Origin of the sequence: Bradyrhizobium denitrificans (assembly GCF_013179005.1) — a bacterium.
GTDB lineage: Bacteria > Pseudomonadota > Alphaproteobacteria > Rhizobiales > Xanthobacteraceae > Bradyrhizobium > Bradyrhizobium denitrificans.
The window spans coordinates 92,818-110,445 of sequence record NZ_JABFDP010000009.1; the positions used below are offsets into that span (position 1 = coordinate 92,818).

The following is a 17,628-nucleotide window of genomic DNA, read 5'->3' on the forward strand; positions in this document are numbered from 1 at the left end:
GTGCTGGGCATTCGTCAGGCCACTTGGCCGCGCGTGGCCGCGGCGAATTCCGGATCGCTCTCGCAGATCACGCGATTGCGTCCGCTGCGCTTGGCGGCATAGAGGCAGGCATCCGCGCGCTCGATCAGCGCATCCGTGTCGTCGCCGGGCCTGAGCATGGAAACGCCTACGGAGATCGTGACCCGTCCGAGAATTTCCCCGGTCGACTTCTTCTTGAGCTCCCGCGCGGTGACCGCGCGGCGGATCTGGTCGGCGACGGTCAGCGCCTGTCGGAGCGGCGTGTTCGGCAGCACCACTGCGAACTCCTCGCCGCCATAGCGCGCCGCAATATCCTGTCCCTTGATCGCATTCTTCAGCGACATCCCGACGAGGCGCAGCACCTGGTCGCCGGTCAGGTGACCGAAGGAATCGTTGAATGATTTGAAGTGATCGATGTCGAACATCAGCAGCGAGAGCGGCTGATTCGACGTCAGCCCACCCTCAACGGCCATCTCGATCATGCGATCGAAATATTTGCGATTGCCAAGTCCGGTGAGCGGATCGGTCAGGCTCTCGGCACGGATCGCCTCGAGGCTCTGCTGAAGTCCGCTGATCTCGTCCTTGGACAGCGTGAGACGCTGCTCGAGCATCCGGTTGGTCTCCCGCATCTGCTTCGTCGAGTGCGCGAGAGCCTCGATGATGTCGACAAGCTGCTCACGGCTCGTCGCCGATGCAAGCTTCTGGTCAGCGCCGGCAAGGCTCGCATCGTAGCTGGCGGTGCGGCCGAGAGCGTCGGAGATCGTGCCGACCAAGTCATCGATCTCGCCGACGACGCGCGCACCGACCTTGTCGATGCGATCAGACGTCTTCAGGTGCGTCAGATAGGATTCGTAGAGCTGGTCGAGTTCGGCTTGAGAAAGCTCGCCGTTGCGCGCGATCGTCTCGTTGAGAATCTCGTTCAGCTGCGTGTTATAGCCCGTCGCATAGACGTACCAAATCTCGTAGTTGCGAGGATTGGCCGAGTGACGCAGAGCTCTGATCTGGCCAAGCGCAAATTCGCCAAAGCCTATCGTTCGTTCGTGTTCGTCAAGCGCATTGACCACAACAGGTTCTCCCCAAATCGCCCGCGTCGCCGTCGCCACAGCAATGAATAAACAATGCCGGACAAGCTAAAGGACGTGTGTGAACCAGGGGTAAATACGGCCGTAGAGTTCCGGATAAGCGTCAAGTTACCCTTACAGGACGCTCGTCATCTCATATGCTCGTTGTACTGCATAAGCCGGTGGTCAGGCTGACGCGTCGTGAGCGGCGGAACTGACGTCGCGTGAACGGGACGCACGATCGCCGTCGGCGCGCTTGATGATGGGCGGAACTTGTTGATCGAGGTTCCGCCGCAACACGTGAGTTTGGACCTCGCTTAGGGGAGCGGCGCGCGTACAGGGCGGAGCAGAAAGGCCGGGAGATGCGAGTGATCGGCCGGCTCGTTGTCGTGATCACGTCGCGGCCGCCGGGGTTCGTGGCGCGGCTGCTCGGTCCGGGCAGGGTCGTTGCGGGGGCTCGGCGCGGGCCGCGGCGTCGCCGCTTGCGCAGGCCGCGGCGCGGCAGCGGACGGACGTGTCTCGCGGATCTCGCGCGGCTCGCGCTCGCGAGGTGCCTTGCCGCGGCTCCGGCGGGCACCGTCGCGCGGCCGCCGTTCATGGGAGTCCTCGTCGGCTGACGCGGCCACCTCGTAGTCGCCTTCCGCCTTCGGAATGCTTTGACCGATCAGCTTCTCGATTGCGGTTATCGATTTCTGATCAGCCGGGCTCACGATGGAGATTGCGGTGCCAGTGCGGCCCGCACGGCCGGTGCGTCCGATCCGGTGAACATAGTCGTCGGAATGATGCGGCACGTCGAAATTGAAGACGTGGCTGACTTCGGGGATGTCGAGACCGCGTGCGGCCACGTCCGAGGCGACCAGCAGCGGTAGCTCGCCCTTGCGGAACTGATCGAGCGCGGCCATGCGGGCAGACTGGTCCATGTCGCCGTGCAGCGCGCAGACGCTGAAGCCGTGCTTCTGCAGCGACTTGTGAAGAATGGCGACGTCACGCTTGCGGTTGCAGAAAATGATCGCGTTCTTCAGGTCCTTTGCCTCGCGCAGCAGCTTGCGCAGCACTTCGCGCTTCTGATGCGCTTCGCGGCCACCGGGCACCTGGAGCTGTGTAACCGTCACAGCGGTCGTGGCGGGCCGGGACACCTCGACCTTCTGCGGATTGTGCAGGAATGTTTCGGTGACGCGCCGGATCTCCGGCGGCATGGTCGCGGTGAAAAAGAGGGTCTGCCGCGTAAACGGCACCAGCTTACAAATTCGCTCGATGTCGGGAATGAAACCCATGTCGAGCATGCGGTCGGCTTCGTCGATCACGAGGAGCTCGACGCCGGTGAGCAGCAATCCGCCGCGCTCGGTATGATCGAGCAGACGGCCGGGCGTCGCGATCAGGACGTCGACGCCCCGGGTGAGCTTGGTGTCCTGGTCGCCGAAGGAGACTCCGCCGATCAGCAATGCGACGTTGAGTTTCTGGCCGGCACCGTAGCGATCGAAGTTCTCCTTGACCTGGGCGGCCAGCTCGCGGGTCGGCTCCAGGATCAGGGTGCGCGGCATTCGTGCGCGGGCGCGGCCCTTTTCAAGAATGGTGAGCATCGGCAGCACGAAAGCTGCGGTCTTGCCGGTGCCGGTCTGGGCGATGCCGAGCACATCGCGACGGGCCAGCACGTGAGGAATCGCCTGTTCCTGAATAGGAGTAGGAGTGGTGTAACCGGTGGCTGCAACTGCAGCCAGCACCTTGTCGGACAAGCCGAGATTGGAAAAGGACATCGAGCCTCTGTGTCACGCGCCAATAGGCGACGGGGCCTCTATTCGACGCCGCCGTTAGGAATCGAGGGGTAAAAGGCTGTGGTCGCGTTCAACCCCGAAACGGCATGCTCTAACGAAGCTGGGGGCTCTCTGACTGACGCTGACCCGCGGCCAGTGCTTGGTGGAATCGAGTAGCGTTTCCAAGCCGCGATAGTGAGAAAATAGGGTCAAATCGCCCAAAGTCAATGGAGGTGGCCAGAGAAGTCCCGAAAAACCTTAATGTTTTTGCATTATTTGCAGGCAAACCGCCGCCCAGTCGTCATAGTTCGGGCTCTCCGAATACCGCCGCAGTCATCTGCAGGGCCGACGGTCGAATTGTCGTCGGAATTGTGGCCTGTCGTTGACCCGGCGGCAGCAGCGGGCGGGCGCATCGACGCTCATGAACCGGCGACGTGAGGTGGCCGACTATCGCAGAGCGGGACGTGGTCGGCGACGTCACGGCGGGACAACAGAGCAGGGACTGATGATGAGATCGATGCGGACGTGGTGGGCCTGCGGACTGGTCGTGCTGAGCCTGCTTCTGGCGCCGGCCGCCCAGGCCGAGAAGCGCGTCGCCCTGGTCGTCGGCAACAACGACTACAAATTTGTTCCCAAGCTGCAGAAGGCCGTGAACGACGCGCGCACGATGGGCGATACGTTGAAGCAGCTCGGCTTCAACGTGATGGTTGCGGAAAATCTCAATCGGCAGCAGTTCAGCCAGGCGCTGCTGGCCTTCGACAGTGCTGTCGAGGCGGGCGACACTGCGTTCTTCTTCTATGCCGGTCATGGCTTCGAGATTGCCGGACAGAACTTCCTGCTGCCCACTGACGTGCCCGCGGCGACAGAGGGGCAGGAGGAATTGGTGCGCGATGCTTCGATCATGGCGGACCGCATCATCGAGCGATTGCAGAACAAGAAGGCGCGCACGTCGATCCTGGTGTTCGATGCCTGCCGCAACAATCCGTTCGAGCGCGCTGGCACGCGCGCGGTCGCCGGCGGCGGCGGGTTGGCGCCGATGACGCAGTTGCCGGAGGGCGTGTTCTCGGTGTTCTCCGCAGGACCCCGGCAGACCGCGCTCGACCGGCTCTCGAACGACGATGCCAATCCGAACTCGGTGTTCACACGCACCTTTGCCAAGGAGCTGACGCAGCCCGGCGTCAATCTCGTTCAGGTCGCGCAGCGCACGCGCCGCGTGGTCAGCGAGCTGGCCGAGACCGTGCGGCACAAGCAGATTCCGGTCTATTTCGACCAGATGGTCGACGACGTTTTCCTGAACGGCATGGCCAAGGGATCGGCCGCAGCGGACAACAAGCCGGCCGAGCCGCAGCAGAAGCTCGCGGCCTTGCCGCCCGTGTCGGCCCCGCGCATTCCTCCGCCCAACGAGTCGTTGAACGCGCCGATCGCGATGTTCTCGCGCCACAATGGCGGTTGGACCGTCACCTTCTCGATCGCCGATCCGACGCTCGGCATTTCCTGGCGCATGGGCGAAGCCGGGGAATTCCGCGAGACCGGCTTCATGGACGTGCTGGATCCGCGCACGCGCAAGCGCATGCCCAATCCCTCGATCCAGCTTCCCGCCGATGCGCCGGCCGGCACGATCGAGGTCCGCTATGTTGACGCGGGTGGCGAGATGCAGGGGCCGTTTCCGATCCGCTTCGAGCCGGAAGCGGCGCTGGTGCGTGACCAGCGCAAGATCCTCGACATGACGGCGACCAGCTGGCTGTCGTTCCGCGAGTTCAACGGCCTGCTCGTCTACTACACCCACCTGATGTCGTATCGGTGCGCCATCCGCGAGGTGCGCATCGGCATCGACAGCGCCGTGCCCGACAAGGTGTTGAGCATGCCGGGTTGCGACATGAAGGACCCGATCGCGATTCCCTCGAATGCCACGCCCTATCTGAAGCTGCCGCCCGCGACGAAATTCGTTTCGGTCGAGCTCACCTATCGCGACGGCAGCGTTTCGGAGATCAAGAGCTTCCGGCGCTGAGGTGCCGCGTCAGGCCGAGATCGAATAGCCGCCATCGACTGGAATGGCTGTGCCGGTGACGAAGTCCGACGCCGGTGAGCTCAGGAAGGTGGCGATGCCGGCAAAGTCGTCGATATCGCCCCAGCGGCCGGCGGGGGTCCGCGCCAGCACGCGGTCATGCAGGCCGTCGATCTGCTGGCGCGCGGCACGGGTGAGGTCGGTGTCGATCCAGCCCGGCAGGATCGCATTGACCTGGATGTTGTCAGGCGCCCAGGCGCAGGCACAGGCGCGCGTGTACTGCACGATGCCGCCCTTGCTGGCGGCATAGGCCGGCGCAAAGCTGGCGCCGAAGATCGACAGCATCGAGCCGATGTTAATGATCTTGCCGCCGCCATTCGCCTTGAGCGCGGGGTAGGCGGCCTTTGAACACAGAAACGCGCTGGTGAGATTGGTGTCGATCACCTCGCGCCACTCCTCGAGCTCCAGCAGATGGGGCGGCTTGCGGATGCTCATGCCGGCATTGTTGATCAGGATGTCGATGCGGCCGAGCTCGCGCGAGACCTGCGCGACCATGGCGGCCACATCGTACTGGTTGCTGACATCGGCGGTAACGGCGATGGCACGCACGCCGCGGCCGGCGAGATCGGCGACAGCGGTCTTCGACTTGGCCGCGTTACGGCCGACCACGGCGATATCGGCGCCGGAATCAGCCAGGCCGCGAGCCATGCCCAGGCCGATGCCACCATTGCCCCCCGTCACGATCGCGACCTTGCCGCGAAGATCGAATCGTCCAGTCATTCTGCATCCTTTCCGGCTATTCCGATTCAGCAGGTGCGTATTTCAGCAGGTGCCTTGTTCAGCAGGTGCCTTGCCAGATCATCACCAAGCCGAGCGCGCCCATGCCGACACCATAGCCGGCCCATTGCAGCTGGTTGATCATGAAGCTCGTCCGCGGCCAAGCCACCACGCCAGTGCCCTGACCGATCCAGAACAGGCCGATGGCGAGCAGGAGCAAGCCGCCGATCAGCAACACTCTCCGCATGGCCGTTCCTCCTTCATCGACGCGCTTCACAGCATCGAAGACGCCGCTGCGGTCATTTTTGTGAAGATTTGTGACGAGGAAGCTAGCGGCCAAGGCGGCGGATGACCAGCCGCTTTCGGGCACAAAACAAAAAGCCCCGGATTGACCGGGGCTTTTCGCAGTAAAGAAGATACCGAACCCAGGCGGCTCAGTATTTGACGGCCGGGCCGGTCCAGTTGAAGCGGTAGACCAGCGAGGTGCTGATGGTCTGCACCCACGGCTTGAAGGTGATGTCGCGACCGAAAAGGGCGTTCGTTGTGTCGACACGCTCGGAGATGTTCTTGCGGTCGTAGAAGGCCGAGCGATATTCGGTCTTCATGAACCAGCCCGGCGCCGAGATGCCGAAGATGTTCAGGTTGTTCTCGACGCCGCCGCCAATGAACCAGCCGCTGCGATCGAAACCATCGGTGTGAAGGCCCGACGCACCGCCCGTGACGGTGCTCAACAGCGTCGTGCCCTTCCAGTGCGAGCTGGAGTAGCCGGCATTGACGTAAGAGAGAACGTTCGGGGCGACAAGATAACCGACGCGTCCGCCGACGGCCCACGAGTAGTCGTTCTTGATGTTGCCAGCGATCAACGCCCCCTGGTCCTGGATAGTGCCCTTGATGCTGCCAAACTGGCCATCAGCGAATGCACCAATCACCCAGGTCGGGTTGACTTGCCAGTCGTAACCGGCACCCACCGTGCCGAACCAGCCTTCGCCGCCCTGCTTCTGGTTGAGACCGATCAGCGCCGCACCAGTGGCCGTGCTGTTGATCGTCGTGTCCGCATTCCAGAGGCCGCCACCGCCGCCGCCGAAAATGTAGAAGCCGGTCCAGCTCGGCGCGAGCGGTGCAGCGATCGGAGCTTTGGTATAGGGACGGGCGGCCAAATCGGCGGCGGATGCGGTACCGGTCATTGCCGCCATAGCGGTCACAGCGAGCAAAAGCTTCTTCATGTTCAATTCCCCAAGATCGACGTGTCGCCTAGACCAATTTGGCAGCGGCGATTCCTTCGCCGTTTCTGCCTGAACTATAGCCGAATGGCGCCCAAATGCTGTTGCCGGCTGAGCACACCAGAGGGGAAAGTGCGGTGCGGAACGACAGTTGTTCCGGTAGGAGCCTGATTTAAAAAGGTAAAAGCAGGCCCACGCGAATGCGCGGAACCTGCAATCAACGCGGGAGAATCGGCCAAAAACTAGACGTCGAGCAGCTCGTCGCTGGCGAATTCCGCCTTTTCCGAAATAAAAGCGAAGCGTGCCTCCGCTTTGGTCCCCATCAACCGCTCGACCGAGTCGGCGGTGCCGTCGCGATCGTCGGCCAGCAGCACGACGCGCAACAGGGTCCGCTTGGCCGGATCCATCGTGGTCTCCTTCAGCTGCGCCGGCATCATTTCGCCCAGGCCTTTGAAGCGGCCGATGTCGACCTTGGCGTTGGCGTTGAACTCGCGCTTCAGGATCTCGTCCCGGTGGGCCTCGTCGCGGGCATAGAAGGTCTTGCTGTTGTGGGTCAGGCGGTAAAGCGGCGGCACTGCCAGATAGAGATGGCCCTCGTCGATCAGCCGCGGCATCTGCCGGTAGAAGAAGGTGATCAACAGAGAGGCGATGTGGGCGCCGTCGACGTCGGCGTCGGTCATGATGATGATACGCTGGTAACGCAGATCCTCTTCGCGATACGACGTGCCGGTGCCGGCGCCGATGGCCATCACGAGGTCGGCGAGCTGGGCGTTGGCGGTGAGCTTGTCCTTGCCGGCCGAGGCGACGTTGAGGATCTTGCCGCGCAGGGGCAGCACCGCCTGCTTCTTGCGGTCGCGCGCCTGTTTGGCGCTGCCGCCGGCCGAATCGCCCTCGACGATGAACAGCTCGGAGCCCTCGGTGCCGGCGTCGGTGCAGTCGGCAAGCTTGCCGGGAAGGCGCAGCTTCTTGGTCGCGGTCTTGCGCGCTGTCTCCTTTTCCTGGCGGCGGCGGATCCGCTCCTCTGCGCGCTCAATGACGAAATCGAGCAGGCGATTGGCCTGCACCGGATTGCCGGACAGCCAGTGATCGAACGGATCCTTGACCGCCTGCTCGACGATGCGCTGTGCCTCGGCCGTCGCCAGGCGATCCTTGGTCTGGCCCTGGAATTCCGGCTCGCGCACGAACACCGAGAGCATGATGGCGGCACCCGCCATGATGTCCTCGGAGGTGATGTTGGCCGAGCGCTTGCCCTGGCCGACGCGCTCGGCGTGGTCCTTCAGGCCGCGGAGCAGGGCGCTGCGGATGCCGGATTCGTGCGTGCCGCCGTCGGGGGTCGGGATGGTGTTGCAGTAGGACGAGAGGAAGCCGTCGGCGTCGGCGGTCCAGGCCACCGCCCATTCGCAGCCGCCATGGCCACCGGTGCGGCCTGACTTGCCGGCGAAGATGTCGGGATGGACCAACGTGTCGGCATGGATCGCCGCCGCCAGATAATCCTTCAGGCCGCCGGGGAAGTGGAAGGTCGCCTCGGGCTGGACGTCCTCGATGCCCTTCAACAGCGACGGATCGCACTTCCAGCGGATCTCGACACCGCCGAACAGATAGGCTTTGGAGCGGGCCATCTTGAACAGGCGTTGCGGCTTGAACGTCGCCTTGGCACCGAAGATGGTCGGGTCGGGCTGGAAGCGGACCTTGGTGCCACGTCGGTTGGCGACCTTGCCGATCTCCTCGAGCTTGCCCTTGGGATGGCCGCGCTCGAAAATCATCCGGTAGAGCTTCTGGTTGCGCGCGACCTCGACCTCGAGCCGGGTCGAGAGTGCGTTCACCACGGAGATGCCGACGCCGTGCAGGCCGCCCGAGGTCTCGTAGACCTTGGAGTCGAACTTGCCGCCGGCGTGCAGCGTGCACATGATGATTTCGAGCGCCGACTTCTTCGGGAATTTCGGATGCGGATCGACCGGGATGCCGCGGCCATTGTCGGTCACCGTGAGGAAGCCCTGGGCGTCGAGTTCGACCTCGATGAAGGTGGCGTGACCCGCCAGCGCCTCGTCCATCGAATTGTCGATGACCTCGGCGAACAGGTGGTGCAGCGCCTTCTCGTCGGTGCCGCCGATATACATGCCCGGGCGCCGCCGCACCGGCTCCAGGCCCTCCAGGACCTCGATGTCGCGCGCGGTGTACTCGCCCTCGGAACCTGCCGCGCGGGCGGCTGGCTTGGCCTGGGCCTTACCCTTGGCGGCGAACGCCGCCAGCGGGTCGACGACGCCCTTGGCCTTGGCTTTTGCAGCTGATTTCAATGGCTTACCCATGGAATTTGATGTTGCGCTTGCGCAAGATGGAACGAATCGTTGAGCCTGACTATGCCATGGACCGGCATAAAACAATGACCCAGGAAACCGCGCGCCTGCCGCCGCGGCGCGGCCGCTGTCGCAATTGACGGCGGAAACCGCGCTGTTCACGCGCGACAGCCGATTGTTGTGACTTGAAGTCGGCGGGCTCCGTGGCGTACCAGTCGACCAAGGGGAACCGCGAAAGCCATCAAAGACTTAGCGATCAGCACGGGAAGGCATCGAGCAGATGGAAGATTTTGGTCGCGCGGTTGCCGATTTCGTGCGCGATCATCAGGCTTGGGCTGCACCGGTGGTCCTGCTGCTCGCCTTTGGCGAGTCGCTGGCTTTCATATCCCTGCTGATTCCAGCCTGGGGTGCCCTGGTGGCCATCGGTGCCCTGATCGGCGCCACCGGGATCAGCTTTTGGCCGGTGTGGCTGGCCGGAGGGATTGGTGCCGCGCTCGGCGATTGGGTCTCGTATTGGTTCGGCTATCGCTACAAGGACCGCGTCGCCCAGATGTGGCCGCTGTCGCGCTACCCCGAATTGTTGCCGCGCGGGGAAGCCTTCGTGCGCGACTGGGGCGTGCCGGGCATCTTCATCGGCCGGTTCTTCGGGCCGTTGCGTGCCTCGGTGCCGCTGGCCGCGGGCATCTTCGAGATGCCCTATATGATGTTCCAGATTGCCAATTTCGTCTCGGCGCTGGTGTGGTCGGCGGTGCTGCTGCTGTTCGGCGACATCATCGGCCGCATCATGGAATGGCTCTGGCGCGCGGTTTGATGCTGGGATCCGACGTCCCCGGCGAGTTGCGATCTTGACGCAGGAACCGGCCGGCCTTATAGGCCTGCGCCCATGATCAACGCAGCGACCAACATGATCGCCGAAATGCGCCGTCGTACCCCCGCGGTACGGGCGATGATCTGCGTTTGAGATCACAGCCCTTGCCGCCGGATCCAGTCCCGCGGCAATCCTTCTCCTTGCAGCGCGATTGATCAGGCGGCTCCTTCGTCAAGCAGGAGTGTCCGATGTATACGCCACCGCCCTTCAAGCCCGACCGCGCCGCGAGCCTCGGCTTCGCTGACGCGCGCGGCTTCGGCACGGTCTGCGCGTGGGATGGCTCCAAGCCGATCGCATCTCTGGTGCCATTTCATCTGGGCGCGTTGAACGACGGCACGCCGCAGGCGTTCTTTCATGTCGCGCGCAACAATCCGCTGGCAAAGGTTGCCGACGGCGCGACGCCCTGGCTGCTCGCCGTCAGCGGCGCCGATGCCTATGTCTCGGCCGATTGGTACGTGTCGTCCGACCAGGTTCCGACCTGGCTCTATCAGGCGGTGCATCTGACCGGCACGGCGCGGATCTTGTCGGAGGCCGAGCTCGCGCGGCAGGTCGATGAGGTCAGTGCCAAGTTCGAGCAGCGGCTGCTGCCGAAGAAGCCCTGGACCTCGGACAAGATGACGGCGGGACGCCTCGAGGCGATGCGCAAGGCGATCGTCGGCATCGTCATGACGATCGACCAGGTCGAAGGCAGCTTCAAGCTCAACCAGCACAAATCCGAGGCGGACTACGCGGCGATCGCGACCAGGCTCGGCGAGCAGCCCGACATCGGCTCGCAACAGATTTCGTCTCTCATGCGGCAGGCGCGGCCCCAGGCCTTTGCCGGCGAAACCCAGACCTGAAGGAGCGTGTCATGACCGTGATCGATAGCAATCCGCCGAAGGCCAAAAGCGCAGCTGGCGCCGCGAGCCGCTCCGTGTTCGTCGACGGTGGCTCCGGCACGACGGGCCTCGGCATTGCCGAGCGGCTGGCCCATCAGAGCGATATCGTCGTGAAGACGATCGCCGAGGACAAGCGCAAGGATCCGGCCGCCAAACAGGCGCTGATGGCCGAGGTGGATCTCGTGATTCTTTGCCTGCCCGACGACGCCGCCAAGGAGACCGTCGCGCTGATCGATGGAATGGGTCCCTCGGCACCGAAAGTGCTGGACGCGTCGACCGCGTTTCGAGTGGCTCCGGACTGGGCCTATGGCTTTCCCGAGCTGACGGCCGATCAGGCCGACAAGATCCGCAATGCGCGCAAGGTCTCCAACCCCGGCTGCTATCCAACCGGCGGCATCGCGCTGCTGAGGCCGTTGGTCGACGCCGGCCTGCTGCCTCAGGATTATCCGGTCACCGTGAACGCGGTCAGCGGCTACTCCGGCGGCGGCAAGACGATGATTGCGGCCTATGAGAATGGCACGGCTCCCAACTTTGAGTTGTACGGCCTCGGCCTCGAACACAAGCATTTGCCCGAGTTGCGGCTTTATTCGAAGCTGACGCGGCGGCCAATCTTCATTCCCTCTGTCGGTAACTATCGGCAGGGCATGCTGGTGTCGGTGCCGCTGCAGCTCGACACGCTGCCCGGCAAGCCGTCTGGTGCGGATCTTCAATCCGCGCTGGCGAAGCACTATGCGGGCAGCAAATATGTGTCGGTGATGCCGCTCGACGGCGATGCGGCCAGAAGCGGCCGTCTCGAACCCGAGGCGCTCAACGGCAGCAACAGGCTTGAGCTCTACGTGTTCGCGAGCGACAAGCATGGCCAGGCTGTTCTGGTGGCGCGGCTCGACAATCTCGGCAAGGGTGCGTCGGGCGCTGCCGTGCAAAACATGCGGCTGATGCTCGGCCTTGCCGACGTCTGAGTTCGCTCTACATTGCTACGACCGCAGACGCGGCCACTTCCATCGGATACATGATGCGTGAGCCGGCATGATGCCGGCTCCGCCGCGCAACGCCGCGCGCCAATGTTGGGCAGACCCATGACCGCCTATGATCTCAGCAAGCTGCCCGTCACCCTTGACGACGTGCGCGCCGCCGCAGCAACGATCCAAGGCGTTGTGCTCGAGACAGCCTGCAATCAGAGCCGCACATTGGGCGAGATCTGTAAATGCAATCTATGGTTGAAGTTCGAGAATCTGCAGTTTACGTCCTCGTTCAAGGATCGCGGTGCGCTGAACCGGCTCAACGCGCTGACCGCCGAGCAGAGGCCGCGCGGCGTGATCGCGATGTCCGCCGGCAATCATGCGCAGGGCGTCGCCTATAATGCGCGGCGCCTCGGCATTCCTGCCACCATCGTGATGCCCGTCGGGACGCCGATGGTGAAGGTGGAGAACACGCGCCGCCACGGCGCGGAAGTCATCATCTCCGGTACAAATCTGGAAGAAGCGGGCGCATTCGCCCGTAGCCACGGTGCGGCGCATGGCATGACGTTGATCCACCCTTACGACGATCCGCTGATCATCGCGGGGCAGGGCACGGTCGCGCTGGAGATGCTCGCCGCGGTGCCCGAGCTCGATACGCTCGTCGTTCCGATCGGCGGCGGCGGGCTGATCTCGGGCATCGCGGTGGTCGCCCGCGCGCTCAAGCCGTCGGTGCGGATCATCGGCGTTCAGGCCGAGCTTTATCCGTCGATGTACAACGCCATCAGTGGCAGAGACTTGCCGATGCGCGGCGACACCCTCGCTGAGGGCATTGCGGTCAAATCGCCGGGACGGATCACGACCGAGATCATCCGCCATCTCGTCGACGACATTCTGCTCGTGACCGAGCCGCAGATCGAACAAGCCTTGGCGACGCTGATCTCGATCGAGAAGACCGTGGTCGAAGGGGCCGGCGCCGCCGGTCTGGCTGCGGTGCTCGCCAACCCCAGCGAATTCGCCGGCCGCCATGTCGGACTGGTGCTGAGCGGCGGCAATATCGACACCAGGCTGATCGCGTCGGTTCTGACCCGCGAGCTCGCGCGCGAGGGACGGCTGACGCAGCTGACGATCGACATCGTCGATCGGCCGGGACAGCTCGCGGCGGTGTCGAGCCTGCTGGGCGACGCCGGCGCCAACATCATCGAGGTGTCGCATCAGCGCACCTTCTCGGTCCTGCCAGCCAAGGCGACGCTGTTGGAACTCGTCATCGAGACCCGCGATCAAGCGCATCTCAACGACGTCATGGCCAAGCTCGCCGCAGCGAATTTCAAGGCGCGTTGCACCTGAGTCCGCCACGCGCCTTTCGCGCGGCGTTCTCCGACTGAGATCGGCGTGGCGCAGGAGGGGACGCTGACGCCGTCGCACATCATGCTTGGATTTCGCAATGCAAAGTCGTGTGCGGCGCAATGCGTAGAGTGTTCCGGAACAGCAATCCTCCCGGAACTCATCGCGTATGAGTTCGCAAACGCAAAACATCCCTGTGAGGTTGATCAGGTCAGAATTTTAGTTGCGCACCTCAATATTTGAGGACACCATTGCGTCCAACAAAGAAGCCGGTTGGGAGGACGTGATGAGACTGCTCGCGAAGCTGGGACTCGCCGCTGCCGCATGCCTGATCGGGGCCAACGCCGCGAACGCCGACACCACCGTCAAATGGCTGCACATCGAGGTCAATCCGGCGCAGGTCAAGATCTGGGACGAGGTGGCCCGCGCCTATGAGGCGTCGCATCCGGGCGTGAAGATCGAGATGCAGTTCTTGGAGAACGAGGCCTACAAGGCCAAGCTGCCGACCATTCTGCAATCAAAGGACCGGCCGAACATCATCTACAGCTGGGCCGGCGGCGTACTGAAGGCGCAGATCGAGGCGGGCGTCCTCGACGACATCACCGATCAGGTGAAGGGCTACAGCGATAGCCTGACGCCTGCGGCACTTGCGGCATTCACCGACAATGGCCGCATCTACGGTCTGCCGATCGCGCTGTCGCAGGTCGGTTTCCTCTGCAACAAGGAGCTGATGGCCAAGGCCAAGATCGATCCGGCCGCCATCAAGAGCTGGGACGATCTGCTTGGCGCCGTGAAGACGCTGAAGGCCGCGGGCGTGACCCCGATCGTGGTCGGCGGCGCCGACAAATGGCCGCTGCACTTCTACTGGACGCACCTTGCGGTTCGCATCGGTGGCAAGCCGGCATTCGATGCGGCGCTGCGCGGCGAGAATGGCGGCTTTGCCGGAGAGACCTTCGTCAAATCCGGCGAGCTGTTCAAGCAGCTCGTCGATCTGCAGCCGTTCCAGAACGGCTTTCTCGGCTTCAAGAACCCCCAGGCCGTTGGCTATTTCGGCGACGGCAAGGCGGCGATGACCCTTGCCATCAGCTCCGCCTATCATCTGCAGCGGGCGCTCGCAGCCGACAAGATCGGCTTGAGCGAGGATAAGCTCTGCTGGTTCAATTTCCCGGCCGTGGCCGGCGGCAAGGGGGCTCCGACCGATACGCTCGGCGGCATCACCGGCTGGCTCGTCACCAAGGGCTCGCCGAAGGAAGCAGTCGATTTCCTGAAGTATTTCATTTCGAAGGACGTGCAGACGCGGTTGGCGGCCGGGAATTTCATCGTCCCAGTCGTGCAGGGCGCCGACGCCGGCCTCAACAATGGCTTCATGAAGCTGATCGCGGCCAACCTGGCGAAGTCGAACTATCATCAGAACTTCTATGACCAGAGCCTTGGCCCCTCGGTCGGCCGCGTCGTCAACGATGTCTCGGCGGAGATCGCGGGCGGCAGCATGAGTCCGCAGGACGCAGCCAAGGCGATTGAAGCGGCCCGCAAACAGGGCAACTGACATGGCCCGTCAGATTGCGAGCTCGTCGGCGATCCACGTCGCCCGGCCGCCGCTGGCCGCGCAAGCGAGCCGCGGACCGAGTTGGGACGGACGATACACCGTCCTGATCCTGTTCCTGCCGCCGGCGCTGCTGTTGTTCACGCTGTTCGTGGTGCTGCCGATCGGGGAGGCGGCCTGGTACTCGGCCTTTAACTGGAACGGCTTCGGCAGGCCGACCAATTGGATCGGCCTGGACAACTACCGCTTTGTGCTGGAGACGCGCGCATTCTGGCTCGCGCTGCGCAACAATGGTCTGATCATCGCGGTCTCCCTCTGCGTCCAGCTGCCGCTGGCGCTGACGCTGGCCCTGATGCTCTCGGAACGGTTCCGCGGCGCGGTGGCGCTGCGCATGCTGTTCTTCATGCCCTACATCCTCGCCGAGATCGCGACCGGGCTGATTTTCAGCTTCGTTTATGACGGCGATTACGGCCTTGTCGCTTCGATCTGGCGCAGCTTCGGCGCCGAGCCACCGCATCTTCTGGCGTCGACGGACACCGCCATGCTGGCGGTGCTGATCGTGATCGTCTGGAAGTATTTCGGCTTCCATATGATGCTGTTCATTGCGGCGCTGCAGAGCATCGACAAGAGCCTGATCGAGGCGGCCAGGATCGACGGCGCGACGCGGACGCAGAGCTTGCGTCATGTCGTCATCCCCTTGCTCTATCCGACGATCCGGCTCTCCGTCTTCTTTGCGATCATCGGGTCGTTGCAGCTGTTCGACCTGGTCATGCCGCTGACGCGTGGCGGACCCGCCGATTCCTCCAATACGATGGTCAGCTTTCTCTACAACAACGGCATTTCCCGCATGCGCGTCGGTTACGGCAGCGCCATCGGGGTTATCCTGTTCGTGATCTGCGTGACCTTTGCGTTCACCTACAAGCGATGGTTCATGCGCGATGAATAGGGCCGACCCCACCAGGGCGCCGTTCGATCCGGCCGTGCTGTTGAAGGCGGCGTTCCTCGCCGTCGTCGCGATCTTCGTGCTGGTGCCCCTGCTCGCGACCTTGCTCGGTGGCTTCAAGTCTCTCGGCGAACTGCGCGTCAATCCTTTTGGCCTGCCGCAGCATTGGGAATGGCAGAATTATGCCGACATCCTGCTCTCGGGGCGCTACTGGCAGCTGCTGCGCAACTCGCTGATCATCTCGACCTTGACGGTCACCCTGACCCTGATCGTCGCGTCGATGGCGGCGTTCACCTTTGCCCATGTCCGGTTTTTCGGCAGCTCGATGCTGCTGAGCTATCTCACCCTGGGGCTGCTGTTCCCGGCCGCCACGGCGGTGTTGCCGCTGTTCATCAAGGTGCGCGATCTCGGGCTGCTCGACAGCTATTTCGGCGTCGCGCTGCCGCAGGTCGCCTTCAGCCTCGCAATGAGCGTGCTGCTGCTGCGGCGTTTCTTCAAGGACCTTCCCTACGAGCTGCTTGAAGCGGCGCTGGTCGACGGCTGCAGCTACGTCAAGTTCTTCCGCCACGTGACGCTGCCGCTGTCGCGACCGATCCTGGCCACGGTCGGCACCATTACCTTCGTCAACAGCTGGAACGCCTATCTGTTGCCGCTCGTGATGCTGAACACCGATGCGCTGTATCCGTGGCCGCTCGGCATCATGGTCTATCAGGGCGAGTATTCCTCGGAGTGGCACCTGATCCTCGCCTTCATCACGCTGACCATCCTTCCGACGATCATCCTCTTTCTGCTGGCGCAGAAGCACATCGTCGCCGGCCTCACATCGGGCGCGGTCAAGGGATGAACACGATCTCACGGAGACCATCATGAGAAAAATAGGCATCGGCATCATCGGATGCGGCAACATCAGCACCGCCTATCTGAAGGCGGCACAACGCTTTCCCGTGCTCGACATCAAAGCACTAGCCGATATGCGCAGCGACGCGGCCGAGCGTCAGGGCTCAGCCTTTGGTCTACCGGCCATGCGCGTCGACCAACTGCTCAAGCGCGATGACATCGAGATCGTGATCAACCTCACCGTGCCGCTGGCCCACACCGACGTCAGCCTCGCGGTGCTGAATGCCGGCAAGCATGTCCACTCCGAGAAGCCGCTCGGGATCGATGTCGCGGAAGCGCGCAAGGTGATCGAACTCGCCGCGCAGAAGAACCTTCGGGTCGGCTGCGCGCCGGATACGTTTCTCGGCGGCGGGCACCAGACCGCGCGCAAGCTGATTGACGACGGCGCGATCGGTGCGCCTGTCGCGGGCAGCGCCTTTTTCGGGTGCCCCGGCCATGAACGCTGGCACCCGGCTCCGGGCTTCTATTATCTACGCGGCGGCGGCCCGATGCTCGATATGGGTCCTTACTACATCACGGATCTCGTGCAATTGCTCGGCCCCGTCGCCAGCGTGATGGGCTCGACCGCACGCCCACGCTCCGAACGCCTCGTCACCAGCCAGCCGATGAACGGAACGCTGATCCCGGTCGAGGTGGCCACGCATGTCGCGGGCACGCTCGAATTCGAGAATGGGGCGGTCGTGTCGGTCACGATGAGCTTCGACGTGCCGAAGCACCGGCACGCGCCGATCGAGATCTATGGCGACAAGGGCAGCATGCTGGTGCCGGATCCGAACCGTTTCGGCGGCGAGGTGCAGGTCGCCAAGACCGGCGGTGAATGGGAGACGATGCCGCTGACGCACGGTCACGTCGATGGCGAATTCCGCTCCATCGGCGTCGCCGACATGGCCACGGCCATCCTGAACGACCGCCCGCATCGGGCCAGCGGCGCGCTGGCCTTTCACGTGCTGGAAGTGATGGAGGCGTTCCAGACCTCCGCCAATGAGGGCCGGCGCGTCGTGATCGAGAGCCGCGTGGAGCGGCCGGCGATGCTTCCCGCGGGGCAAGATACCGGACAGATCGATTGAGGACAA

15 protein-coding genes are annotated in these 17,628 nt (G+C 63.6%); 9 read left to right on the forward strand and 6 right to left on the reverse strand.

The genetic code is table 11. The features are described 5' to 3' along the window. Positions 1-14: 14 nt before the first annotated feature. Positions 15-1,082 (reverse strand): GGDEF domain-containing protein, encoded by a 1,068-nt coding sequence (locus HL671_RS11510; RefSeq protein WP_012044047.1) that lies wholly within the window; start codon positions 1,080-1,082, stop codon positions 15-17. Positions 1,083-1,396: 314 nt separating this feature from the next. Further along, positions 1,397-2,833 (reverse strand): DEAD/DEAH box helicase, encoded by a 1,437-nt coding sequence (locus tag HL671_RS11515; protein WP_012044048.1) that lies wholly within the window; start codon positions 2,831-2,833, stop codon positions 1,397-1,399. 502 nt (positions 2,834-3,335) lie between these two features. On the opposite strand from HL671_RS11515, the gene HL671_RS11520 reads away from it, so the two are divergent. Further along, a complete protein-coding gene (locus HL671_RS11520; RefSeq protein ID WP_012044049.1) occupies positions 3,336-4,838 on the forward strand; it encodes a caspase family protein in 1,503 nt (500 codons plus the stop codon). 9 nt (positions 4,839-4,847) lie between these two features. On the opposite strand, the gene HL671_RS11525 is transcribed toward HL671_RS11520, so the two are convergent. The 4 genes from HL671_RS11525 to parE form a co-directional block, all read right to left on the reverse strand. Then, complete coding sequence (locus HL671_RS11525; protein WP_012044050.1) at positions 4,848-5,615, reverse strand: SDR family NAD(P)-dependent oxidoreductase; 768 nt, start codon at positions 5,613-5,615, stop codon at positions 4,848-4,850. Positions 5,616-5,673: 58 nt separating this feature from the next. After that, the gene (locus tag HL671_RS11530) at positions 5,674-5,859 is read right to left on the reverse strand and encodes a hypothetical protein (RefSeq protein ID WP_012044051.1); all 186 of its coding nucleotides are present in this window, start codon (positions 5,857-5,859) and stop codon (positions 5,674-5,676) included. 187 nt (positions 5,860-6,046) lie between these two features. Further along, positions 6,047-6,835 (reverse strand): outer membrane protein, encoded by a 789-nt coding sequence (locus HL671_RS11535; protein ID WP_012044052.1) that lies wholly within the window; start codon positions 6,833-6,835, stop codon positions 6,047-6,049. A 239-nt stretch (positions 6,836-7,074) separates the two neighbouring features. Then, positions 7,075-9,138 carry a DNA topoisomerase IV subunit B gene (gene parE / locus HL671_RS11540; RefSeq protein WP_172236464.1) on the reverse strand — a complete coding sequence of 688 codons (2,064 nt, stop codon included), beginning with the start codon at positions 9,136-9,138 and terminating at the stop codon, positions 7,075-7,077. 268 nt (positions 9,139-9,406) lie between these two features. Here parE and HL671_RS11545 point away from each other — a divergent pair, with 268 nt between their 5' ends. From HL671_RS11545 to HL671_RS11580, 8 genes are all read left to right on the forward strand, one after another. Next, entirely contained in the window at positions 9,407-9,937 is a 531-nt protein-coding gene (locus tag HL671_RS11545) for a DedA family protein (protein WP_012044054.1), read from the forward strand. 245 nt (positions 9,938-10,182) lie between these two features. Next, entirely contained in the window at positions 10,183-10,833 is a 651-nt protein-coding gene (locus HL671_RS11550) for an FMN-binding negative transcriptional regulator (protein ID WP_172236465.1), read from the forward strand. Between the two features lie 11 nt (positions 10,834-10,844). Then, positions 10,845-11,831, forward strand: coding sequence for an N-acetyl-gamma-glutamyl-phosphate reductase (gene argC / locus HL671_RS11555; protein ID WP_172236466.1), 987 nt, complete (start codon positions 10,845-10,847; stop codon positions 11,829-11,831). Positions 11,832-11,948: 117 nt separating this feature from the next. Next, positions 11,949-13,175 (forward strand): threonine ammonia-lyase, encoded by a 1,227-nt coding sequence (locus HL671_RS11560; protein ID WP_172236467.1) that lies wholly within the window; start codon positions 11,949-11,951, stop codon positions 13,173-13,175. A gap of 283 nt (positions 13,176-13,458) precedes the next feature. Then, entirely contained in the window at positions 13,459-14,718 is a 1,260-nt protein-coding gene (locus tag HL671_RS11565; RefSeq protein WP_172236468.1) for an extracellular solute-binding protein, read from the forward strand. A 1-nt stretch (position 14,719) separates the two neighbouring features. Beyond that, positions 14,720-15,661, forward strand: a complete 942-nt coding sequence (locus tag HL671_RS11570) for a carbohydrate ABC transporter permease (protein ID WP_012044059.1) — start codon at positions 14,720-14,722, stop codon at positions 15,659-15,661. Beyond that, a complete protein-coding gene (locus HL671_RS11575; RefSeq protein WP_012044060.1) occupies positions 15,654-16,502 on the forward strand; it encodes a carbohydrate ABC transporter permease in 849 nt (282 codons plus the stop codon). Before HL671_RS11570 ends, HL671_RS11575 begins: the two co-directional genes overlap by 8 nt. Before the next feature lie 22 nt (positions 16,503-16,524). Continuing rightward, positions 16,525-17,622: a Gfo/Idh/MocA family protein gene (locus HL671_RS11580; protein ID WP_172236469.1), complete on the forward strand. Its 1,098-nt coding sequence runs from the start codon at positions 16,525-16,527 to the stop codon at positions 17,620-17,622. Positions 17,623-17,628 lie beyond the last annotated feature (6 nt).